This is a genomic window from Spirochaetota bacterium (assembly GCA_017999915.1).
Classification (GTDB): domain Bacteria; phylum Spirochaetota; class UBA4802; order UBA4802; family UBA5550; genus RBG-16-49-21.
The window spans coordinates 50,874-73,297 of record JAGNKX010000003.1 but is presented as its reverse complement, the minus strand read 5'-3'; the positions used below and the strand labels follow the sequence as shown (position 1 = coordinate 73,297).

Annotated in this window: 19 protein-coding genes and 1 tRNA gene; 6 read left to right on the top strand and 14 right to left on the bottom strand. The window is 44.2% G+C overall.

Annotated elements, in window-relative coordinates:
- Positions 1-438: 438 nt before the first annotated feature.
- Complete coding sequence (locus KA369_06005) at positions 439-1,590, top strand: hypothetical protein (GenBank protein ID MBP7735510.1); 1,152 nt, start codon at positions 439-441, stop codon at positions 1,588-1,590.
- A 26-nt stretch (positions 1,591-1,616) separates the two neighbouring features.
- Positions 1,617-1,859: a hypothetical protein gene (locus KA369_06000; protein ID MBP7735509.1), complete on the top strand. Its 243-nt coding sequence runs from the start codon at positions 1,617-1,619 to the stop codon at positions 1,857-1,859.
- A 43-nt stretch (positions 1,860-1,902) separates the two neighbouring features.
- Here the strand turns inward: KA369_06000 and KA369_05995 are convergent, their stop codons facing one another.
- From KA369_05995 to KA369_05975, 5 genes are all read right to left on the bottom strand, one after another.
- On the bottom strand, positions 1,903-2,856 hold the full coding sequence (locus KA369_05995) for a prenyltransferase (GenBank protein ID MBP7735508.1): 954 nt from the start codon (positions 2,854-2,856) through the stop codon (positions 1,903-1,905).
- A 148-nt stretch (positions 2,857-3,004) separates the two neighbouring features.
- Positions 3,005-3,760 carry a slipin family protein gene (locus KA369_05990; GenBank protein ID MBP7735507.1) on the bottom strand — a complete coding sequence of 252 codons (756 nt, stop codon included), beginning with the start codon at positions 3,758-3,760 and terminating at the stop codon, positions 3,005-3,007.
- A 67-nt stretch (positions 3,761-3,827) separates the two neighbouring features.
- Positions 3,828-5,129 carry a nodulation protein NfeD gene (locus KA369_05985; GenBank protein MBP7735506.1) on the bottom strand — a complete coding sequence of 434 codons (1,302 nt, stop codon included), beginning with the start codon at positions 5,127-5,129 and terminating at the stop codon, positions 3,828-3,830.
- 200 nt (positions 5,130-5,329) lie between these two features.
- Positions 5,330-6,736, bottom strand: coding sequence for a UDP-N-acetylmuramate:L-alanyl-gamma-D-glutamyl-meso-diaminopimelate ligase (gene mpl, locus KA369_05980; protein ID MBP7735505.1), 1,407 nt, complete (start codon positions 6,734-6,736; stop codon positions 5,330-5,332).
- Between the two features lie 18 nt (positions 6,737-6,754).
- Positions 6,755-7,063: a hypothetical protein gene (locus KA369_05975; GenBank protein ID MBP7735504.1), complete on the bottom strand. Its 309-nt coding sequence runs from the start codon at positions 7,061-7,063 to the stop codon at positions 6,755-6,757.
- Positions 7,064-7,644: 581 nt separating this feature from the next.
- Here KA369_05975 and KA369_05970 point away from each other — a divergent pair.
- A complete protein-coding gene (locus KA369_05970) occupies positions 7,645-8,184 on the top strand; it encodes a hypothetical protein (GenBank protein MBP7735503.1) in 540 nt (179 codons plus the stop codon).
- A 372-nt stretch (positions 8,185-8,556) separates the two neighbouring features.
- Here KA369_05970 and KA369_05965 read toward each other — a convergent pair whose 3' ends face one another.
- Together KA369_05965 and KA369_05960 are read right to left on the bottom strand one after the other, a co-directional pair.
- Entirely contained in the window at positions 8,557-8,829 is a 273-nt protein-coding gene (locus tag KA369_05965) for a type II toxin-antitoxin system RelE/ParE family toxin (GenBank protein ID MBP7735502.1), read from the bottom strand.
- Entirely contained in the window at positions 8,822-9,079 is a 258-nt protein-coding gene (locus KA369_05960; protein MBP7735501.1) for a type II toxin-antitoxin system Phd/YefM family antitoxin, read from the bottom strand. Before KA369_05960 ends, KA369_05965 begins: the two co-directional genes overlap by 8 nt.
- Before the next feature lie 377 nt (positions 9,080-9,456).
- Here KA369_05960 and KA369_05955 point away from each other — a divergent pair, with 377 nt between their 5' ends.
- The 3 genes from KA369_05955 (at position 9,457) to KA369_05945 (ending at position 10,096) form a co-directional block, all read left to right on the top strand.
- Entirely contained in the window at positions 9,457-9,735 is a 279-nt protein-coding gene (locus KA369_05955; protein ID MBP7735500.1) for a 30S ribosomal protein S20, read from the top strand.
- 10 nt (positions 9,736-9,745) lie between these two features.
- Entirely contained in the window at positions 9,746-10,018 is a 273-nt protein-coding gene (locus tag KA369_05950) for an HU family DNA-binding protein (protein ID MBP7735499.1), read from the top strand.
- Positions 10,019-10,023: 5 nt separating this feature from the next.
- Positions 10,024-10,096: transfer RNA gene (locus tag KA369_05945), tRNA-Val, on the top strand.
- Between the two features lie 470 nt (positions 10,097-10,566).
- Here the strand turns inward: KA369_05945 and KA369_05940 are convergent.
- The 7 genes from KA369_05940 to KA369_05910 all read right to left on the bottom strand — a co-directional run bounded on the left by KA369_05940 (position 10,567) and on the right by KA369_05910 (position 22,220).
- Positions 10,567-12,393 carry an ATP-binding domain-containing protein gene (locus tag KA369_05940; protein ID MBP7735498.1) on the bottom strand — a complete coding sequence of 609 codons (1,827 nt, stop codon included), beginning with the start codon at positions 12,391-12,393 and terminating at the stop codon, positions 10,567-10,569.
- Between the two features lie 75 nt (positions 12,394-12,468).
- On the bottom strand, positions 12,469-12,876 hold the full coding sequence (locus KA369_05935) for a hypothetical protein (protein MBP7735497.1): 408 nt from the start codon (positions 12,874-12,876) through the stop codon (positions 12,469-12,471).
- A 539-nt stretch (positions 12,877-13,415) separates the two neighbouring features.
- A complete protein-coding gene (locus KA369_05930; protein MBP7735496.1) occupies positions 13,416-14,039 on the bottom strand; it encodes an EcsC family protein in 624 nt (207 codons plus the stop codon).
- 142 nt (positions 14,040-14,181) lie between these two features.
- A complete protein-coding gene (locus KA369_05925) occupies positions 14,182-16,203 on the bottom strand; it encodes a DUF262 domain-containing protein (GenBank protein MBP7735495.1) in 2,022 nt (673 codons plus the stop codon).
- Entirely contained in the window at positions 16,193-17,653 is a 1,461-nt protein-coding gene (locus tag KA369_05920) for a DUF262 domain-containing protein (GenBank protein MBP7735494.1), read from the bottom strand. The genes KA369_05925 and KA369_05920 overlap by 11 nt, the downstream gene beginning before the upstream one ends.
- Before the next feature lie 62 nt (positions 17,654-17,715).
- The gene (locus KA369_05915; GenBank protein ID MBP7735493.1) at positions 17,716-20,313 is read right to left on the bottom strand and encodes a DEAD/DEAH box helicase family protein; all 2,598 of its coding nucleotides are present in this window, start codon (positions 20,311-20,313) and stop codon (positions 17,716-17,718) included.
- Positions 20,314-20,315: 2 nt separating this feature from the next.
- Complete coding sequence (locus KA369_05910) at positions 20,316-22,220, bottom strand: site-specific DNA-methyltransferase (GenBank protein MBP7735492.1); 1,905 nt, start codon at positions 22,218-22,220, stop codon at positions 20,316-20,318.
- Positions 22,221-22,424: the final 204 nt, after the last annotated feature.

The following is a 22,424-nucleotide window of genomic DNA, read 5'->3' as shown; positions in this document are numbered from 1 at the left end:
GATCCAAAAGGTAAAAAGTTTTTACGCTATGAAAGAATGTAAATTCTTTCTCTTTGTCAGATGTATCCGCCGCCCAATCCGCGATGCCGGCGCCGATGCCTGCGAATGCGAATTCCCGGCGGATAGATTCTGATACATTATATGTTTTGCAGGTCTAGAAATGATTTAATAATCCAAAGACCCGCATACTGTCAAGTTAAAAAAATCCTCTCACGGGGGACATTATTGATCTCTATATTTATAATCGGTAGTATCGGGCCCGATGTGGACTCCTTTTTTCCCGCACAAAGTATCGGCGCTGGCGCAACGCCGGCCGATCAAACCGGGGATATCATACAATATGTCAAAAAATGTATTGACTATTAGCGCTTGACTTCCCGTATGGATGCAGTATTATTATGATAGATGCCGGAATGAAACGGCGCGCCGCCACGCCATATGATAGACGATAAATACGAACTAATCATCAACCATTCCCGGGAAAAGGGATTCGAGAGAATCAGTCTCGACAAGAAAGACTATCTCAAGGAAGTATCGTACCTTCTGAAGGAGCCGAAAAAAGTCTTCATCGGTCTCGGCGATTTCCTCGAGATCGGCGACTACAGCACCCTCATCGACAAGCTCTTCTTCGACACCGAGGGGATCAAGATAGAGAACATCCTGGACAACAACAACAGGCGGATTTCCTCCGAGGGCGAGGTCCCCTTCTCCTTTTTCAAACTCGCGGTCTACTTCCCCGACTTCCTGTTGAAAGACGTGCCCACCTCGTGCATCTCTGTCATTGGTGAAAAATCACGGCTCTTTCCCGGCGCGGAGACCTTCATCAGGCTCATCAGGCCGTACAACCCCCTGGTGCTGACGGCAATGCCCTATGAGATCGCCATCGAGTTCGTCAAGCGCGTCGGCCTGAGCGACGGCAATCTCATTGCCACGGACTACAAGAAAAAGCGGGACAAGATCGACAAGGAGATCTACGCCGGGGACGTCAACCGGTTCATATCCGGCGACCGCAAGAGCCTGGTCATAGAGAAGTTTCTCCACGAAAACAATCTTAAAAACGACGAGGTCGTGTACATGGGGCGCGGCGAGGCCGGCGTCAAGACCTTCTCGCAGGTCAACTCGATCGCCTTCAATCCCTTTGACAACATCATTCCTGAATCGAAGATAACCATCTACGGTTCATCGCTGGTATCGCTGCTGGTCCTGTTCAACTTCAACGGCATCCTCAACGACCTCCTCATGTCCGAGGAGTTCGAGGAGTTCATGCCCTCCCTGGTGGTCTATTCCGCGGCTCGGGAAAAATCGCCGGAGCTCATCGACATCGAGATACACCACCGCAATCTCCAGAACAACATCATCGGCCAGCGCATTGAGCATTCCGGCGTGAGCTATAAGTCGGTGGAGCGCGAGATAGAGGTGGTCTTCGCCGGCTCCTCCATCAACATCAACCAGGTCAAGCAGCTGGTCACCCACCGCATGGAAGAATACCGGTCAAATCCCGGCGAGCTGGTGAAGAAGATATACGACATGGCCAAGATCCGTTATAAAAGCTTCTGCACCAACGGGACCTCGCACAAGCATGTCCCCTGACCCTTTTTCCGCCCCGAGGCGTCCCTATGTCATTCTGTGAAGAGTGCGGTATTGAAGAAAAGCTGATGCAGTGCTGCGGCAGGCTCCCTATGTCCGGGGAGAGAGCGCCCCTGCGCCTGCCCTCGGGAGCCACCGCGGCCGCTTGCCCCAACCTGAGCCCCGGCGGCCTCTGCACCATATACGAGAACAGGCCCCAGGGGTGCAGGGAATTCTTCTGTGACGCCTTCATGACCGACTGCAGGGGAAGCTTCACCGGCCACGGCCGTTAACGCCTGAGTTCTCATTCCACAGGCCTGCGCTCCCCATCAAGCCTTAAACGCAAAAGATCATTTCAAGGACGACCGCCACTGCCAGGAGAAGGTCGGTTATCAGGACCACCATGACATTGATCCCCAGGGCGGGAACAAGCTTCGGTATGTCCTCGGCGTGCTTCAGGGCCATCATCCCGGCCTTTACAGCCAGGGGAATGGTGGCGCACCCAAGGAGGACCCACCATGATGAAAGTCCCGCGATGGGCGCGGCGATGATAAACACATAGGTCAGGACCAGGCCGGCCACATAGAGGTACGAGGCCCTTTTCCTGCCAAGGAGTATGACCAGGTGGAAACGCCCTCCCTCCTTGTCCACGTCGGCATCGGGGAACTCGTTCAGATAGAGGAGCAGGGACGTCAGTATTCCCGGAGGGATTGACAGGATGATCACCTCGCCGGGAAAGAGATCACAGATAGTAGCCGCCGATCCGCCGGTCATGGCGACGAAAGCGCCGATGACCACCAGAGATCCCAGGCTCAGCCCCGCGATGAATTCACCCAAGAGCACCTTGGCAAAGTGGGTCGTGTAGAAGACGATGGACAGGGCCCCGACGAACATGATGACCATCACCATCCAGTGGGACATGATGGTGAAGTAGAGGCCGATGATGAAGGCCCAGAAAAGGGTCTGCCAGGCGGCGGTGCTCACCGCCAGGGGAGTGGTCTTTCCTGCCTGGATCATGCCGGTGCCGCCGCTGAAGGGTGTCCGCCGGGTGTTATCGTCAATACCGGTCTGGGAATCGGAGTACTCGTTGAAGAGGTTCACGGACACGTGGGTCAGCACGACCCCCAGGACAAGTACTATAGCCTCGATGACGCTGAAGGACCCGACGCCGGTCTTCTTCATCCAGAGGCCCGCCAGGGCGAGGCCTAGCAGGGAAAGAATGACGGCCAGGAGGAGGAAGTTGCTCCTGATCTGGACTATCCATGTTTTTACAAGTTCACGCGTGATCATTAAAAACTCCTGTTTATATGCGCGATAATATCCCCCTCCCTTGATGGGAGGGGATAGGGGAGGGTGATACTAAATGCTTTTTCACCCCCACCCTGCCCTCCCCCCTCAAGGGGGAGGGTTTTCCCCGTTAAGTGGAGGAGCGTAACAACTATTTCTTTTTCAAGAACAAGTCAATCAAATCTATCGGGATCGGGAAAAGCGTTGTGGAATTCTTCTCCGCAGATATTTCCCGCAGCGTTTGCAGATAGCGCAGCTGCAGCGACATGGGGTGGGCCTCCATCAGGGCGGCGGCGTCGACCATCTTCTGCGCGGCCTGGAATTCGCCCTCCGCGCCGATGACCTTGGAACGGCGCTCCCGCTCCGCCTCGGCCTGCTTCGCCAGGGCCCGCTGCATCTCCTGGGGAAGGTCCACGTTCTTGACGTCCACGTTGGCCACCTTGATGCCCCACGGCTCTGTATGGGTGTCCAGCACCTTCTGGAGCTCGGCGTTGATCCGGTCGCGGGCGGAAAGGAGATCGTCCAGCTCCACCTGTCCCAGTATGCTCCGCAGCGTCGTCTGGGAAAGCTGGGACGTGGCGTACATGTAGTCGTCCACCTCGGTGATGGCGCGATTCGGCTCTATGACCCTGAAATAGACCACGGCGTTCACCTTCACGGACACGTTGTCCTTGGTTATAATGTCCTGGGGCGGTACCTCCATGGCGATAAGGCGCAGGTTCACCCGCACCCACCGGTCGATAACGGGGATGATGATGATGATGCCCGGGCCCTTTGCGGACTTGAGGAGCCTGCCCAGCCTGAACACGACGGCCCGCTCGTATTCCTTGACAATTTTAATGGAAGCGATAAGCAGAAATACTCCGAAAATAACGAGAAACATTATGAAGCTTATTCCCTCTAGCATGTGAGTCCTCCTTATTTGTGATGATATATGTATCGATTCAGTCAGGCGGGGTCACGTGACCCCGCTTTCATTTCTTCTTCACCTTCAGCGTCATCCCGTCCACGTCGGTGACGACAATTCCCTCGCCGCTCCTGATCGACTCGTCCGCGAGAGCCTTCCATAGCTCCCCATGGACCTTGACCATGCCCCGGCCCTCGCCGTCGAAATCCTCCAGCGCAGAGCCGGTCTCGCCGATGATCCCCTCGCGGCCCGTGGTCACCTGGGCGCGGTGCACGTTGATCACCGCCCTCACCACGATGAACATGAAAGCCAGCAGCACCACCACCATCGCCAATATCGTTGTCATGGGCACGGAACCTCCTGGAAGGGGAGAGTCGAACAGTATCATGGCCCCGAACACGAAGGAGGCTATGCCACCGATGGTGAGGAGCCCATAGCTCGTAATCTTCAATTCAAGGATGAACAGGACTATGGCCAGGACGATCAGGATGATACCGGCGACGTTGACCGGAAGGATCCTCAGGGCCATGAAGAAGAGGAAGAGGGATATGGCGCCGATAACGCCCGGCGCGATCAGGCCCGGGCTCTTGATCTCGAAGCCGATGCCGACCACGGCGATGATCAGGAGAAAAAGCACGATCTGGGGATCTGCGAAAAAGTTGAGGAATCTCTTCAGCCAGTCCATGGAATACTCCGCGGCCGTGCAGCCCGCGGTCCTGATCACCACGTTCCTTTCATTGACCGATACGGTCCGGCCATCGAGCTTCTTCAAGAGATCGGCCATATCCTCCGCTACAAAATCGATGACTTTCTCGCGCTGGGCCTCAAGGTAAGTGCTGGATGCCGCCTGCCTCACGGCGCGCTCGGCCCAGGCCACGTTGCGGTTCCGCTTCTGCGCCAGGCTCTTCGCGTAGGCCACCATGTCGTTGAGCACCTTCTTCTCCATTACCCCGGAGGGGTCACCCTTTTCGTCCCGGGGCATGAAATTGAGCATGGGGCTCACCGGATGCATGGCGCCGATCTCCGTGCCCGGCGCCATCACGGCTACGTGGGCCGCCAGCATGATGTAGCCGCCGGCCGAGGCCGCCTGGGCTCCCTTGGGATAGGTATAGACCACCACCGGCACTTCCGAGGCCATGATGGCCTTGATGATCTCTCGCATGGAGTCCACCATGCCGCCGGGAGTGTCCAGCTGCACAACGATGAACTTCACCCCGTCCTTCCGGGCCGTTTTCATGGACTCCGCGATATGCTGGGCCATGATGGGGTTCACGCTACCCTCGAGCTTGATGAGGGCGTAGCGGTCCTTGGCCATGAGGGGCCCGGACAATAGCGCGATGGCGATAGCGAGAAGTATCAGACGTTTCATGGCAGTACCATCATAAAGTAAATTTTTATTCCAGAAAATATTTCTTTCTGCAGAATCACCTCCTCCCCCTTGATGGGGGAGGATTGAGGTGGGGGTAATAAACACGATACATATTTACTTTCTATATCATGCTCAATTATATTCACCCTCCCCCTACCCCTCCCCTCAAGGGAGGGGGGATACGCAATAGTAATTATTTTTCAATTCTTCACATCCGCCCCGGCAGCGGCCGCCGTGTCCAATGCCGGCGCAATTTTCCCGTAAATGCCGTCAAAGCCGCCGTTGGACATGAGGACGATGACGTTCTCAATGTCCGTGTCCATGGTCAGGGCTATATGCTCCAGCATTGAATCCACGTCACCGAAGAGACGGGCGTTTTCATTGAAGGCCCTGATGTCGCGGAGAAGCATATCCGGATCGAGCTTGTCCCCGTCCTTTATGGCCGATCCCTCGTAGGGCATCTTGATGAGAATGTCGTCCGCGGCCCTGAAGGACGCCGGCAGCACCTCCTGGAACACGTTCCGCCGGGACGTGGCAGACCGCGGCTCGTACAGGGCCCAGAGGCGGGCATCGGGGTAGCGCTCCCGCATGGTATCGAGAACATACTTTATCGCCGTGGGATGGTGGGCAAAATCATCATACACCTTGATGCGGTTGCCGTCGTAGATGAGCTCCTGGCGGCGCTTCACTCCCTGGAACGACTCAAGGCCCGCGCGGATGGCCTCCACGCCGATGCCGAGGAGACGCGCCATGGCCACGGCGGCCATGCAATTGTCAAAGTTGAAATCCCCGAAGAGCCTGGTCTTAAGGGGAAAGTTCTCTCCCGGAGCGGTGATATCGAGCTCCGAGAAATCGCCCCTATAGCCCCTTACGGCATAGGCGAAATCGGCCCCGGCCTTGCCGTAGGAAAAACGCTGCGACAGGGATTTTGAAACGATCTCTTTCAGGTTGCCGTAGGCCGAGGAATACACGATATTGCCGTTGGCGGGAATCATGTTCACCAGGCGCCGGAACCATGTTTCGATCTCCCCCAGGTCGCGGAAGATATCGGCGTGATCGAACTCCAGGGAGGTGAGCACCAGGTGGTGCGGCCGGTAGTACACGAACTTCGGCACCTTCTCGAAAAAGGCGGAATCGTACTCGTCCCCCTCTATGACGAAGAATTTACCCGCGCCCAGGCGGTAATTGGACTCATAATTGCGCGTGACCCCGCCCACGAAAAAGGACGGGTCCGCCCCGGCCGACACCAGGAGGTGCGCCAGCAGGGCCGTGGTGGTGCTTTTGCCGTGGGTGCCGGACACGGCGATTACCTCTCGGTCATGGAGGAAAAACTGGAACAGGGCCTGGGACATGGAGAGGTAGGGAATCCGCTCGTTCAGCACGCGCTCCGCCTCCGGGTTCCCCCTGCTCACGGCATTGCCGATGATGACCAGGTCCGGATTGCCCACGTTGGCCGCGCTGAAGCCGCCGTACAGCTTCATGCCGCTCCTGTTGAGGATATCGCTCATGGGGGGATAGATGTTCTGGTCCGACCCGGAAACCTCGAATCCCCGGTCATGGAGCATCTGCGCCAGGGTCCCCATGGCGACGCCGCAGATGCCGATCATATGAATGCGCTTAACCATTTATTTAGTGCAATAGCCTTCGCTCAGAATGTCCAGGGAGACCAGCTCTTTTTTGCCGTCCTTCTTGACGTAGGTGGCCTCGACCTTCTGGCAGATATTCACGGTCCCGCGTTCAGCCGCCTGCCCGTCCTTGAGAATCTTTGAATTTTCCGTCCAGTGGAGTACCACTTCCTTTCGGCCTTTTTTCACCTCGATGAATGTATCGGAGGAATTGATGATCAATCCCTTTATGCGGTAACCCGTCTCGGAATAGAGACCGACCGACCCGACCATAACCAGGAACAGAGCGACGCATAGAATCTTTTTCATTTTATTGCACCTCCTCCATGATTTCACGGAAAGCGGCGGGATTCGCACAATTGTGTATAATAACCATCTATACCGCCCATGGCAGGGCTTCTGACACTCCACCGGAAAAACATTGTTCCCCGGCGCCCCATCCATATACAAAGCTAATATACCCGTATAAATATTTCAAATAATTAATTTATATCGTCTGTCCCCATTGCTCCGCATACTAAACGTCACCCCCCTTGCGTTCCTCGCCTCCTGCAGAGCCACACCCCCCTGCCCCCATTGTCAGGCCTCACCCGCGCTCCGCGCACGCCGAACGCTTTTTCGACATCCTGTCCGCGTTCGGCACTGAAACATCCTGTTTGGCGCCTCTCCATCAAATGGAGAGGGTTTCCGAATTAACAATTTTTACTGAAGTTTACCAATCCATTTTTTGCCGATTATAATGTATTCATCTTGATAGTAATGAAGTTTTTCAGGAGAGAATCTCGCAGGGTTAGCATCCCCAACCCGGCCTGGCTTCTATATATAATTAATTGACAAATATTCTTTGACCCTATAGAGTTGCCGTACAATCCCATAGTGCCAAGGAAACAATGAAAAAGCAAGGATCCCTCTTTTGCGCAATCACACTGATGACAGCGCTGATGTTCGCCTCCGCTTCCCTTGCGGGAGCGCCCCTGAAGTATGAATGGGGCACCCAGCTCCTGAAGGTCAAGAAGAGCCTTCCGTCGGACAGGGAATCTACCCAGTTCACGCCCAAGGACAAACCGAAGTACAAGAACAAGATCCTGAGCTACATCACGGCCATCGACAACAAGCTCATCGACAAGATCATAATCCTGCGCATCCAGTCGAAGCCCGTGATAGATTATCTTTTCGTCAACGACAAGCTCTACACTATCATGGAAAACTGGGGAAACGTCGACCCAAAAACGGAAAAAGAGATACAGGCCAACCTGACCAGACAGTTCGGCCAGCCCCTGGTGCAGCAGGACAGGAACTTCTTCATCTATTCATATAACACCGACAAGACCAAGGTGCTCTGCTATCTAATGAAGTCCACCGACGGCACGTCGAAATGCAAGGTGTATTATTATGCGAAGCAGCTCTTCAGGATGCTGATTACGGAGTGATTAATATATTTTATCCTGAAGCAGGATAGCTTTTACCGGGACCCGTTATGGTTTTTTTGCGAGGGCAAGAGGACTGCTCGCCCTCTCACCCTCGCGCTCCCTCTCTCCCCGCCGCCTCAGGCGCCGGCGGAGGCTGGTCTTTACCCTAAGATTTACCTTTCACTGCTCGGCGCTCGTATGCAGCCTCGTGCAGACTCGCGCCTCCCGCGGCCTCCATGCCGCGGGTCTTGAGCGGCCTCAGGCATCGATATCCTTCAGTATCCGCCCTGCGGGCGGATGTTTTGAGACCATAATTTTTTAATTGAATTATCTTAATTATAATTTACCGTACTTATGAAAAGATTTCCCCCTGTGGCATCCAGACCGCGGCTTTTAATACACTTCATCATGAGTACCGATATCGATAGGTATGATTTTGTCATCCTCAATTATGAAATAAATGCATATCCTGTAAGTTATATTTATTGAAACAGAGTATAATTGAGATAATTTACCCTGTAGCTTATGTAATCTCAGAGAGGGATGATGCGGATTAGCCTCAAGTAGTTTTAATGTTTTTTCATACTGGCTGATAATATCCGGGTGCTTTTTTAAGAATCTTGACGCCCTTTTATTATAGCTCTCCGTATAAATAATATCAGCCACGGGTTATTCTCTTTATATGTTTTTCCACTGATTCCTTTTTATACTTTCCGTCCTTCAGATCTTTTTTAACCTCATATAATGCCGCATCCAGCTCGCATTCCCTTAAATAATTATACTTTTCAATCGGCATCACGACATATTTGCTTTTACCCCTGACCGTGATGATCACCTCTGAATCACCGGAAGATTCCTCATCCAGAATTGAGACTCCTTTCGTTTTCAGCTCATTTGCAGTAATTATCTGCGCCATGACATACCGCCTTATTAATAATATTATATATAGTACTATTAATAGTACTATAAGTCAAGTTATTTTGACATTACGCCGATCACAATCCGCCCCTCCTGTCACCCGATGTAGGCTTGTTGGTAATATCTTTAATCGTCATAAAATATCATCCTTTAAAAGGGTAACGAATGGGCTGGATTCAATATTAAATAAAAATCGAGAGTAAATCCTTCATGTCTCCATCGGAGTGCGGAGGGAATAAAATAAGGATTCACAACAATTAATTCTGTAATATTCTTGACAGTTTCCCATGGTATCGACATATTTGCCTTTCGAAATTATATTTTGAAAACCAGCCATATTCGCTGGCTTACTATACTATTTGTAAGGGAAAAACAGTGGCAAACATCAAATCCCAGGAAAAACGTAACAAGCAGAACGAAAAACGGCGGGCCCGTAACGCCCAGGTCAAATCCTCTATCCGCACGGCCTCCAAGAAAGTCGAGAAAGCGGTGGAGGCAAAACAGAGCCCGGAAGCGCTCAGGGACCTGTATGTCAAGTTCGCATCAACCATAGACAAGGCGGCCGGAGTCGGTGTCGTCCACAAGAAGACCGCGGCTCGGAAGAAATCGAGAATAGCGAAGCGAGTGAACGCGTTGGCGAAAGCCCAGTCATAGGAGCCGCTCCATGACAAAGTCCGATATAGTGGACCGCCTTACCAGGCAGAGCGGTTTGAAGAAAAAGGAAGTCCTCTATATCGTTGACAATTTCATTGAAAAGATCAAAGAGTGCGCGCTCAAAGGCGATAAGATCGAAATCCGCGGATTCGGCACATTCTACAAGTCAGAGAAAAAAGCCCGCAAGGTGTTTTCACCCATAGCGGGCAAAGATATTGAAGTACCGGCCCGGACAACCCTCGCCTTTCGCGCAAGCAAATTGAACGGTAAAACAGCAAAATAATAATAGGGCGCTTAGCTCAGCTGGAAGAGCATCTGCCTTACAAGCAGAGGGTCACTGGTTCAAGTCCAGTAGCGCCCACATTTCTCTCTCTTATTGCTTCATGTTGCTCTGTATTGCATCAAATTGCTGTACAGAAAAAATTAATTAACCACAAAATCATCTTCAGAGACTACACCATCAGCACAATTATTGCTCCTTGTTGCATCTTGTTGCTCTTTAAAGAGGGGGCACGTCACAAAAACGTCACAACGAATTTATTTACTATCAAGCTATTTTGTAAGAAAAATATAATATTTTTCAGACAAAAATATTTGCGGACAAACTTTTTTGTTTTTTACAAATCATGGAGGTAACAAGAATGTACAACAATACAAAATGGTTTAAACTATTGTTAAGATAGAATGTACATGTTAATATTTCTTATACTCGGAAGGGAAATAGTATAGATTTTTTTATGAAAGTATCACACATATTGCAATCAGTAGTCTGCAGCAATCCATTATTTCAAGCTTTCTTTGATTATGGAAAAATCTCTTAATACCAATCTATTACATAACATTCACGACCCACAACAAATGCTTAGCTCTGGTATATCCCACGTAAAACAATTCATCTGATATATATCGCACCTCTCTATCCTGCTCCCGGTGATGAGCCACAAGAATAACAACATCCGCCTCAAGGCCTTTAAACTTGTGGATAGTACGAAATCGCACTCCGCCCTTGGCTACTGAACCCTCAGTTATGTTATAACCGCCTGCATCCGGTATTTCTGAAAATATCGATTTATCCATGTTCCTATTGGAAAGTATAACGATGCGGTCCTTGCTGATGCCATGGATCTCAATAAGATCTTTCAGAATAGCAGCCACAGACGACCGGGCTGCGTTATCACCCTTAACTGTCGCCACCTCCGGCTTTAAGCCAGGGATCTCGAAGGGACGCGCCGTAGCCCCCTTACCGGTCTTTGCCACGGCAAAATCGTGGATTGATGCCGTGTTTCTCAGATTATCCCGCAATCTGAAGATGTGATCTTCCAGTCCCGCCGATGCTATAAGATCAGTAACCGGCAACTCCTCGTTATTGGTGAAGATTGTCTGGTTGTCATCGTAAAAGATATAGCAGATGCGGTCGCCATATTGCAGAAACAGGTACTTGAGGCATTCACACCAAGACGTATGAAAATCCTGGGCTTCATCTATGATAAGGGCATCATAATGATACCGCTCACGAATTCCCTGGTCAGCCTCAAAAATCGACATAACCGCAAGGGGCACCCGGTCTTCAAAGAAGCCACCTTTCCCATCCGGTAAAAGGTATTTCATTACCTCCCGCACAGCCGCAGGCAATTTCTCCCCATGGTCCTTAAGTATGTCGGTACAGGTCATATTTACAGGGATGATTCTCAAAAAATGCAGGGCGCCATTGAGTTTATTGTCTATGGTTGGTTCCTTTTTCCCGCTGCTTTTTTCGCTTTCCTTTTTAGTGTTTTCTCCCACCTGCTTTGCTAAATCATTAATGCAGTCAAAAAAGCACTTCTGGCATCCCGGATCAACCATGTGATCTTTGAGATATTCCCGGATAATCCCTTGGGCAAAGGCATGGAAGGTTTTAACTGTTATGGATGCAACATCCTCAAGGGATTCGAATACAAAATCATTCACCTGGCGATTATATGTGAGGAATAGAACAGATTTGCCCTCCTCCGCCAGCCGCCGAGACTTTTTCATGGCAATCCAGGTTTTGCCCGTGCCGGCAGCGCCCTGGAAACCGATCCGCGCCTTGTCGTCAAAGAGGTCCAGCAGGTAGTCCTGCATCCGGTCCGTGATACGGAGCTCTTCCTCCTGGCGCACAATGGCCCGGTTCAGGGAGAGCTTCATCGATACAGTATTTCCGAAAAGATCCAAAAATCGTTGTTTATCAATTGATGAAATGATTTTTGAACCATGATTCTTCTCCATATCGGCAAATTGAAGCTCCACCCATGATTTCACATCATCCATACCCTTCGATGACAGTACTGCATGCTCGGGCAGTTCAAGGGTACGGCATGATTTCTCCCAGGGACAGTCGGGAAAACAGACCGCCCAGGAGTAATGCCCCGGCAACACTGTTCCGTACTTGTCTTCCCAGGTACGCCGCACCGCGTAAACCGCGTCACGGGCCTGTTTCACCGGATTATGGATTTCGTGGACGATCCCCTTCTGGCTCTTTGATGTCCATTTCACGCCATCATTCTTTATCTCTCCTCCCTTTACCTCAAGGGCGATAAAACCCTTCAGTTCATGAAAAATGATAATATCACATTCACCATCACGGGAGTCTTTCCATGTGACGGAATGGAAGATATGGTAGGAGTTGTCCAATGCAGCCATGCGGCCGAACACCTCCTTTTCCGCCTCTGAAGGGGTATTAAGTAAATCAAGGGATGGAGGGTGGAGATGGGGCATCTATTTTTTTCTTTTATCTTTTTTAATTATATGCAATATTACTTCTTTTCCGACAATATCAAATCCTGATATTAGGATTCCTTTTACAACGGGGATTTCATTATTAAGAAAATCATTTATTTTGAAAAATACCGTATTATCCGAGACTGACAGGATCCGTGAAAAAATGCCATGGTATTTTTTTAAAAATAATCCAGTAGTTGCCCGCACCAATCCTCTTTTAATCTTATTACCAGTAATTTCAAAAACCATAATCCCATTATTGAAATTATAATATTTCAATTCCAGTGCTATTGGAATATATGAAATACGTATCTCGACTGTTTTATCTTTTATAATATCGAGTTTTTTTATATATTTAGTTTTTTCCTGAGCCAGATGTGATATTTCATCAATATGAAATTTCATCCTATTAATCCCAAATTAATTGTATATCATTTCGTTTTCTATTTTGATCCTTCCGACCCGGTTCTGCTCCTGGATATAATCCTGTACATGATTACCGCTGGTAAAAACAACACAGTGCTGATGACCTTCGAAATCTTGCTCTGAGTAAGGACTTCAAAGGTAAAACCCATAACGCCGATAATAGCCGCGAATAAAAAAAATGAGAGTTTGAGCGGTATTAGTATTATCAATAGAGACCGCAACATGTTTTTATCATTACCAGCCATGAATCACCCCCCGGCAGCATGTGGCTGCTATTACTAATCAAACACCATTTATGTTTCTTCATAAAATCTACAAAACAATTAATCAATTTTATAACACCGTCATACCTGCCAATTTTAAAGAAGTCCTTCATCTTGATTTCCCAATGCCCGTCGAATACAAGGTGCATTTTATCCATGGTAATCAGTAGTGTTCCTACTGTAAGCAATTGGGGCGAAGGCCGATTTTATCGACTATAATCTCATTGCGACTATGATACAAATATTACCGGGCTGCTATTTAAGAAAAACATCAATGGATTTTTTTCCAATAATTTTTGTAGAGCCGGCATCGAATAAACCTCCAATAATTCCACCAATCAAAGGAATTGTTTTACCTAAATTTACTACGCCTGTTTGCCCAAATTTTGTAAGCAATTTAAAACCAACTTTTTTATTAATTTCCCTTAATACTGTACCACTAATATTTTTTATCGCATTTAGTGCAACTTTCGACCCTATATTAATACCGGTTGTTTTCAAAATATCATTTACCGAACTTCCAGTTAGACATAAATAAACAAATGTCTTAACTTTATCAGATTTTGGATCATAGCCACCCATTATAGCAATTGCCGCAATCATTCGTAATTGAACATAAAGAACACTTGATATATTTGCGGGGATAGCAACTGGTAAAGTAATTATTCCTCCAAGACCAGTTATGAATCCCGATGTGGCACATTTGGCTATTTGCCATTTTATTAATGATTTAGCAGCATCAATATTGTTTTTGTTTTTTTCTAAATATTCCTTTGCTAAATCATTCGCAGTTACCAAAACACCACCACCGTTTATTGCTTTATCATAACACCAATCAAGTGCTTTCATAAATACTGATGGTTCAATTTTTTCCCCCATTACACCACCTCCCAAATAATCTCAAGCCTTGTTATACCATAAAATCAACTTTACCCCCATCTCTGGTGGGGGTAAAGTTGATTAGCTAAGCCATTAAGCTTCATAAACTGCTCATCATCTACTGCCAATCTCTGCAGGAATTTTATTTTGATCCACCAAATAATACTTCTAACATTTTTTCTTGATGCGCTTTTATGTCATCAAAATTCCATTCCTGCCCCGCTTCACGAGTATTTTGATTGTCTTTGCATTTTTGCATCATAATCATAAACTTGATTGATGCCACACTGACCTGCTTAATCTTTCCGGAAGCATCCAAGTAATGGTCGAGCTTGGTTTTCGGGCTCCAATTTGAACCGGAACTATTCGCCTCGCTACCAATCATGGCGTAGTTACCCAGGCAGTTTATTTGTTCTTCATTCGGCGCACCATTTTCTCCATTTGCATTGGCTTGCGGGTAGTAATGCTCCAAACTCCTGCGCGTTCTCGAAAAATAAAACTGTTCGAATACTTTCAGCCCAAAATCACCACATCCAAGTGTGTCAAAAAATTCCTTTCGTTCTTTACTGCCTTCTTTTGTCTTTTCGCCGCGAAGCTTATCAGTATATTTTGCCCACAATTTATAGTCAAGATAGTTGAAAACAAACAACGGAATACCCTTTGATTTTTCAGTGCCATCTCCATAAATTGCAGTAAAATCAAAATTGCCCTTGCTTGGCGTAATAATGAGTGGATTGTCACTTAGGATAGTTTTATCGAAACTACCGGGTTTAGGCGTATTAATTTCGTTAAGGTTCGCAGCCACCAAATACACTTCTGTGAAGTATTTTTCCGCCAACCCTGATATGAATTCGCAATACATGCTAATATCCCTGTCGTTAGAACGGAACAGATACAGCAAGCAATAGAAGAGATAATTTTTCCTTTGCCTTGCCGTAAATGATACCTCAAACATCGAAAGCAACTGAACCAATTTTTGATGACGATCGCTTTCGCTGTCAAGATTTTTCAGATACCCTTTTTTGCCGTCTTTTTGCCAATATTGCAGCTTCCAAGGGTTGTTCTCAATAGTGTCATCTTCATTCGAGTGATGCACGAGATAGTTGTCCAGAAGATATTTTGCCTTCAACAAGTTAAAGCCGAACCTCTTAACAAACTCATCATCAACCTGCTCAACCTGCAACTTATCAAATTCATGAATCAAATCTTTATCGTCGAGATTAAAACTCGTAGGATCAAAGCCGCTATCATCAATACGGGTTAGTTTTAACACAATAAGCAAGAAGTTTGAAAAGTCCATAATCGGCTGGAACGTATCGATTTTATCATCTTTGTCCTGCTGTTTATCTGCTCTTTTATAATTGATAAGGTCGCTGATTTTCAGTGTATTGGTGTTTTCATCCACCTTCGGTAAAGAATCAAAGTTTGAAACTTTAAAATCGAATAGAGACTGCCCGAATATTTCTTCTTCATTATATTTTTGTTGTATATAGACATTCATCTCGCTGCAAAATTCCCAAAGGCGACTGAACTTTGCCTTGTCCGCGTCATTTAGTTTTTCGATAAGGCGCGCCTTTATAATTTCGTGTTTTTCCAGTTGCTCGCCTCTGGAATTCATGATTTCAAAGTAGTGGTTTAAGTCTATGTCTTTCGGCACTTGGTAGTGAATCAGATGAACACTCTTCTGAAAAAAGTTTTTGAATTCGTCTTGGCAGGTTTTCGGAACTATCTCATTAATGGCGTTTTTGGCATAATTATACCCATTGATGATGCCATCGTCTTTTTCTTCGATTTCAAAACGAGGAATGCTCTGAATAGTGTTGTTCGATTTTTTACGAGCCCGATAAGTCAGTTTGTTTTGGAGGGAGATGCCCAATGCACCCAACACGAGATTAATTGTGGTTAGCCGCTGTTGGCCGTCAATCACTTCATAGACTTGGTCACCTTTATGGAAGGACACCAATGTACCGATATAATAGATTTTTTTTTCACGGGATTGTTTTTCTGCGGTGTACGCATCGTAGACATCCTGAATCAGTGCGGAAATCTCATCTTTTTCCCACGCATAGTTTCTCTGATATATTGGAACTTCATAGGTTGCTTTGTCGCCATTATAGATTTTATCGATGGATAGCTCTTTGAGCGGCAGAGTTTCAGTTTTCATTTTCGCCTTCCAAGAATTTATTGCTGTTGAAATAGTGAAGAAAGTTTTGATAAATGCCGTCTTCGTCCTTATCTTCTCTATTGTCATTTTTCGCCTTTATAGCGCTGTTGGGCAACGGACTCACCCTGTCGGAAAGTGCGCTTAAAAGTGAAACCGGTGAATCTGCTTCGATGATGATTTTGTATAGATTGAAAGAGTTCGTAACATCGTTTCCCATAATGTAGTTTTGCGCCGATAGCCAACCGACATTATAATACTGTGCCCTAAGCGAATAAGCCCAGACAAAGGCAAAAACCACAAATTGATCTAACATTTCCGAATCCGTTTTTAAAGGTCGTTCGGGGCAGAACCTATCAACATATAGCAAAATCGCCGTGTCAAACAACAAGCGAGTGATTCGGTTGCCAACACCATTCTTGTATGTTCTCAGGTCAAGAGTTTTTACGATATCATTATCATTGATAAAATAGCCCTCATATTTGTCGTTGTTCTGAATATCTTTAAGAATTTCAAAGTAGTGTTTTGCATAGTCAAAAAACGGTTTACCCGCCACAATTGGCGTATCCAACTGAAACGGTTTAATATTCCGTATACCTGAAACAAAAGGCATTGCGGAATTATTGACCATATCGGCGTAGGCAAATGCCCCTTTGTAGAATTGGGCGTAAGGGAAGTTGTCCTTCCGGGTGATACCCTTGAATTTGTGTATATTATGTTCGGTGAGTTCCCAAGCTTTATTACCCTTCGTCCATTCTTTCACGCGATAAAGATATTCACTGAATAGTGACGATAGTTTTTTTTGGTCCAAATCCTCCCAACTTTTTACAACCTTCTCGGTTTCCACTACATCCAAATCTTTCATCTCACGAAGATGATAAGCCTTCAGCAAATCATGGGGGTAAAGCTTTTTGCCACGAGCATTTTGCGAATCAAAGAACTGAAAGGCTTCGGATATGTTTTCTGTAATGACAACGATGAGTTCACAGTTGTTTTTGATGTAATTCAGCAGTTCTTTTTTATCCTTGTCATCGATGATAGTATTTGCACGTCTTTCCAGTGTGCGGAAGTTGTTGGGTATATTATGAGTATTATGTTGATTATTTACAAGGGGCTGTTCTAAAAAACTAATTGAATGAGCACCAAGAGCCTTAAGTAGCAACGAAAAGGTAATAGTTCGCTGTTGCCCGTCGACGATGTTATATGTTGATTCTCCCTCTTGGTGGAGGATAAGTGTCCCTACTCGGTAGGTTTCTTTATTTTCGTTTTTGGCATCAATAATGTCGTCCAGCAGTTGAATTACATTTTTTGCCGTCCATTTATATGGACGCTGATAATTCGGTATCACCAAATTAATGTCAGTAAGGGTGTTACCGTCTTTATCTTGCGTGATTTTGTCGTGCAATAACAGGTCACCGATTTTGGTTATTGCGAGTTTTAAGCAAGTGGTCAAATGATTTACTCCTTTGGGATTATTCTTTACAGCCGCATAGACGGCGGAGATGGACGCATCAATCACTGAATGATTTCTTTAAAAGCATTTTCAAAATCACTTTTCGTTAATGTTTCATTATAAAAAGGCATACCCCAGATATTGTACTTTTTAGTTTTATTCAGGATGTGTATTTTATTTTTTGTTTTTAATGATAGTAGAAATGTTTGCTTCCATGCATCCTTTTGAAGCAATTGACTCCCTTTCGGTTCAATAAATATTTGGTAGTAGACGGATATGCCTGATCCCTTCTTTCTAAGAAAAAGAATAAAGTCAGGTTCTACAGGGGTACCATCATCAAAGTTAAACAACTGGAAGTGTTTCTCATTACGGACAAGATAAATTTCATTATATTTTTTCTTTAAGGTATCATATGTCTTGTCTATATATTTTACCAAATACTTCTCTTCTGAAGTGCCATAATTATCATTGAATACATACCAGTCTTTTTTACTTAAATCGATTTGTAATTCGGTATTTGTTGTTTGACTTTGTGCTACACCGTATTCCTGATCACCACCTTCTTTAACGTAGATATTAAGAGTTTTATCTTTGAATACTTTTGATACATCATAAGGTTTAAATTCTTCAGTGCCTTTATATTCAATTTTCTCTGATTGAAGGTTTTCACTGATTCGATAAAGAACTTCTGTGGCAATATATAATTTATCATCAGGTGACAGGCTGTCAATTTTATCTTTTTGTCCTTCAACTTCAAGAGTTATCTTGCCAAGATAGTTATTGGAAGTAATAAACTCCGTAATTGAATTAACATTAGGAAGATAAGATTTTAAATTATTAAATTGATAATAATCAAGCCGCGCGAGCGCTTTTCGGATAATAGGTATACCAAAATCAATAAGATTGTAATCATGCTGCTTTTTATCAATAGCCTTTGTATCGGGAGACTCGAATATTGCGGTTGATTGAATAGCTCCTGTTTGTAGATTTACATGAAACCGATGTTCAGTAATTGTATTAGGAAGTGCGAACAAACCGCTTCTATCATGAGGGATTTGATTATTGATAAATACTAAGCCTTTTTTATAAAAACTTGATTCCTTAAAATCAAATTTTAACTGTAATTGTATTTCTTTCGATTCCTTTGCCTTTATGCCGATCTCTTGCAATGCAGTATTTAATTCTTTAATATAATCTGGATTATGAGCGCTGTGATAGTATAGTTCTTCACAAATACGAAGTTCATGGGTAATATCATCATCAAATTTTCTCTGGAATTTAGGTTGATTGTTTGATAGTTGGAAAGGGCAGTATCTTGCGCCACGACCAATTAATTGTGCCTCAGATATTGTAGTATTCCCCGGCTTGCCTGCTTTTGCATCTCTTGTATTGTACAAGCGTACAATATCAAAAAGGTTTAGGACATCCCATCCCTCATTCAGTTTATCAACAGCGAATACAGCACGATATTCATTATGTTCATCTTCAAGGGTGTTCACTGCAATCTGCTTTTCTTCACTATCTTCTTTGCTGTTTATCTCTATACATTTTTCCTCTGAAAAATCGTTCTTCAATTCTTCGATGAGGTTTTCAATAGTGATATTGTTCGCCTTGAAGTATTCAAAACATTTTTTCAAAGCAGGGTCATTGGTTTTTTGTATGGGGGCAATATCCGATTTTTTTAATGTTTTAATCTTTTCAATGAATTCAGCATAGAATTCTTTACTTTCGGCTATTGTTTTAGACTTAAAAAGCAAAACAGGCTTTATTGATTTTTTGTATTTCTCAAATACTTTCCGCCTATATTGACTTAATATAAAAGCCTGTAATGCGCGTTGGATTAAAGGTATATCGGATTGTAATACCTTAACTTCTTTTGAATAACCGTCTTTTCTGAATTGTTTTAGCGGATAGTCAAAAATGATTTTATCAGAGTATTTTGCTGTAATATCTGGATTTGCCATATCAATAGTGGCAGTAAATTCAAGAAGTATATTATCCGGGCTGGCACGAAATATCCTGTTAACAGTTCCTTCCCATGATACTATTTCGTCTTGTTCTTCCTTTGTCAGTTTCCCTCTCTTGGTATCAACATTAATATGGTGGGCCTCGTCAGATAACAAAACTATTTTCTTATTTTCAAAATCATCATAGGTCAGAGAGTTTTCTCTTGGTGTGTTCAGTCGTGAATGAAGCCCCTGGATTGTTGAAAAAACGATATTGATGCCTTCATCGTTTACAACTTGGAAATTATCAACTTCACGAACGGCTACTTTCTTGTCTCCAAATGATATGGTTTCAGAAAATAGGTATTTTGAAGAAAGAGGATTTAAGAAATTATCACGGGTCTTATTTATGATATTTGTACTGTTTACAAAAAACAGAAAATTGCGGTAACCTTGATTGTATAGATAAATTATTGCCCCTGCCATAATAAGTGTTTTACCGCTTCCAGTGGCCATGTGAAAGAGGAGTTGAGACGGTTTTTGTTTCAATTTATCATTGCCTAAATAATACAAAAACCTACCAAATGCTTCTATTTGATAAGGGCGTAATTCAAAATTTGCATTAAGATTGTTTTTTAGAAATATCGGAATTTCCGGTAGTGAATTACCAAGTTCAATATATGCGGTGATTTTTTGTTCTAATGTTTGAGGCATAGTCACACCTCGCCATAGAACATTTTATTCAGCTTTTTATCAGTTTCGGAAACATTATAATCATTATCATCAATTTCACTGTAATTAACATACATTTGGTTTTTATCCAGAATCTCTATGAGGAAGTTTTTCTGGTCTTTTAAAGAAAATTCTTTGAAGTCAGAAATATTTTCATTTATGCTCTTTGAGTCAACTTTATAGCTGATGAATGCTTTTTTCTGCATTTCATCCCAAATTGAGAGAAGCTCTTTAGTTGAATTAGCTTTTTTGATTTTATTTATGTATGCTTCATTTAATTCCATAAGTTCGCAGTAGATGAACGAACCAGTCTTCTTATTCTTTATAACAGAATTTATTCTTTCCCTTGTAATCGTTTCTACATAATCCATTTGTTCGCAAATAATAAACTTCCGATTTCCATTATCTGCTTCATTCAAATCAAGGACAGCATGAGCAGTTGTGCCGCTTCCGCCAAAAAAATCTAAAACAATTGCATCTTTATCTTTTGAAACAACTGCATGGAGACAATCGTAAACATTATATAATGACTTTGGAAAATTAAATCGATTATTGGGTACTAAAGAACTAACAATTTTTGTCCCATATTCATTTGCGTCATATCTTGAATCTACCCATACGGTTTTATAAGTTCCGAAATCTTTGCCAATTTCAATTTCATATCCATTTTTCGATTTTTTTACACGTAATAAATTTTTTATTTCTTCTACACTTTGACGAGCATATCTCCATTTCCGTTCTACTCCGTTTGTATCAATAGGGTATATGTAGTATTTATTGCCTTTTTTTTCGGTCTGTTTAGGGTGAATATTATTGTCCAGCACATCACCAAAGCCAATGATTTCTTCATTTTCAATAATGACTGGATAAAAACAGTTTCTGGCATCTTCTCTTAGTGATTCGCCACCCCAGTTTCTTAGGTTAGACCAATAAATCTCTGATTCATCAATTTTACGTTCTCCAATGCTTATACTGCCTTTGGGGATAATAAAAAACGCATACTCATGTGTGTAAGAAAAATTTGAACCTTGTACTCCTCTTGGATTATGTACTATTGTTATTATATGTAATTCATGATTTGGAAATAATTCTTTTACAAGCACGCCAAGTTCTAAAAATTCATTATCATCTATTGCAATAATAAATACACCATCTTTAGAGAGTAACTCCTTGGCCACTTCTATTCGATTTTTCATAAATGTAAGCCAAGTTGATTCATTAAAACTATTATTATAAATGAATGTATTTGCATTACTATCGGGGTTGTATGGTGGATCAATATATATACATTTTATTTTACCAGAATATAATTTCTTTAAAGAACATAATGATAATAAATTATTACCTTTCAATAATAAATTTTCATTCAATATTTCAAATTTATCATTTGAAGTAAGTACTATACCTTTTTTCCCTGAATAACGACTAAAATTTGTTATAACTTTAGGTGCGCATAGTCTTTCAATTTCATCAGGTGCAAGAGTTTCATTCCAAAATATTTCTTCTCGTTCTTGGTCCTCTTTTGTTTGACCACCTTCTAAAATACAATCCTTATAAGGCCAAGCTAATACAACTTCTTGACTTTTTGAAAAATATTCACCATTCTCATTGACAATACCAATTTTATTTTTAAACGCAGTGTAGCTGTCTGGAAGAAATTCTTTATTTGAAACAAACTTTTGAAAATTTATTTTGTCAAAAACCAGTATGCCATCAACTTCCGTAAAAAAGTGTTTTTTTATCTTTTCATTTTTCAATAAGAGCTTTATAAGTGAAGAATCCATGGCCAGGGCGAGTTCTATTACTTTATTTTTTAATAACTTTCCTTCGGCAGATAGTCTTTCGTCTTTAGAAAGCAACTCGGTTAAATCATTTAGTAAATTCTGCATTTAATACCTCATTATTGATATATACGAATAACTCTTATATTTAAGTAAAATATATTTTCTACCCTTTTATTCATCCTTCGCTCCCACCACTGATGGCGGGTACCCCGTTTAGCTTGGCTTGCAATGGTATATAACGTCTCAATCATAGCCGGCGCCGGCTGAAGATCAGTGTACCGAACGCCCCGCCTGCAAGGCGTGCACTAA

Coding starts and splice junctions, on each gene's coding strand:
- KA369_05935 (MBP7735497.1), bottom strand. CDS start 12,876: ATGAAATTTCATATTGATGAAATATCACATCTGGCTCAGGAAAAAACT.
- KA369_06005 (MBP7735510.1), top strand. CDS start 439: ATGATAGACGATAAATACGAACTAATCATCAACCATTCCCGGGAAAAG.
- KA369_05930 (MBP7735496.1), bottom strand. CDS start 14,039: ATGGGGGAAAAAATTGAACCATCAGTATTTATGAAAGCACTTGATTGG.
- KA369_05940 (MBP7735498.1), bottom strand. CDS start 12,393: ATGGCTGCATTGGACAACTCCTACCATATCTTCCATTCCGTCACATGG.
- KA369_05975 (MBP7735504.1), bottom strand. CDS start 7,063: ATGAAAAAGATTCTATGCGTCGCTCTGTTCCTGGTTATGGTCGGGTCG.
- KA369_05960 (MBP7735501.1), bottom strand. CDS start 9,079: ATGGCGCAGATAATTACTGCAAATGAGCTGAAAACGAAAGGAGTCTCA.
- KA369_05915 (MBP7735493.1), bottom strand. CDS start 20,313: ATGCCTCAAACATTAGAACAAAAAATCACCGCATATATTGAACTTGGT.
- KA369_05990 (MBP7735507.1), bottom strand. CDS start 3,760: ATGCTAGAGGGAATAAGCTTCATAATGTTTCTCGTTATTTTCGGAGTA.
- KA369_05985 (MBP7735506.1), bottom strand. CDS start 5,129: ATGAAACGTCTGATACTTCTCGCTATCGCCATCGCGCTATTGTCCGGG.
- KA369_05910 (MBP7735492.1), bottom strand. CDS start 22,220: ATGCAGAATTTACTAAATGATTTAACCGAGTTGCTTTCTAAAGACGAA.
- KA369_05970 (MBP7735503.1), top strand. CDS start 7,645: ATGAAAAAGCAAGGATCCCTCTTTTGCGCAATCACACTGATGACAGCG.
- KA369_06000 (MBP7735509.1), top strand. CDS start 1,617: ATGTCATTCTGTGAAGAGTGCGGTATTGAAGAAAAGCTGATGCAGTGC.
- KA369_05995 (MBP7735508.1), bottom strand. CDS start 2,856: ATGATCACGCGTGAACTTGTAAAAACATGGATAGTCCAGATCAGGAGC.
- mpl (MBP7735505.1), bottom strand. CDS start 6,736: ATGATCGGCATCTGCGGCGTCGCCATGGGGACCCTGGCGCAGATGCTC.
- KA369_05925 (MBP7735495.1), bottom strand. CDS start 16,203: ATGAAAACTGAAACTCTGCCGCTCAAAGAGCTATCCATCGATAAAATC.
- KA369_05950 (MBP7735499.1), top strand. CDS start 9,746: ATGACAAAGTCCGATATAGTGGACCGCCTTACCAGGCAGAGCGGTTTG.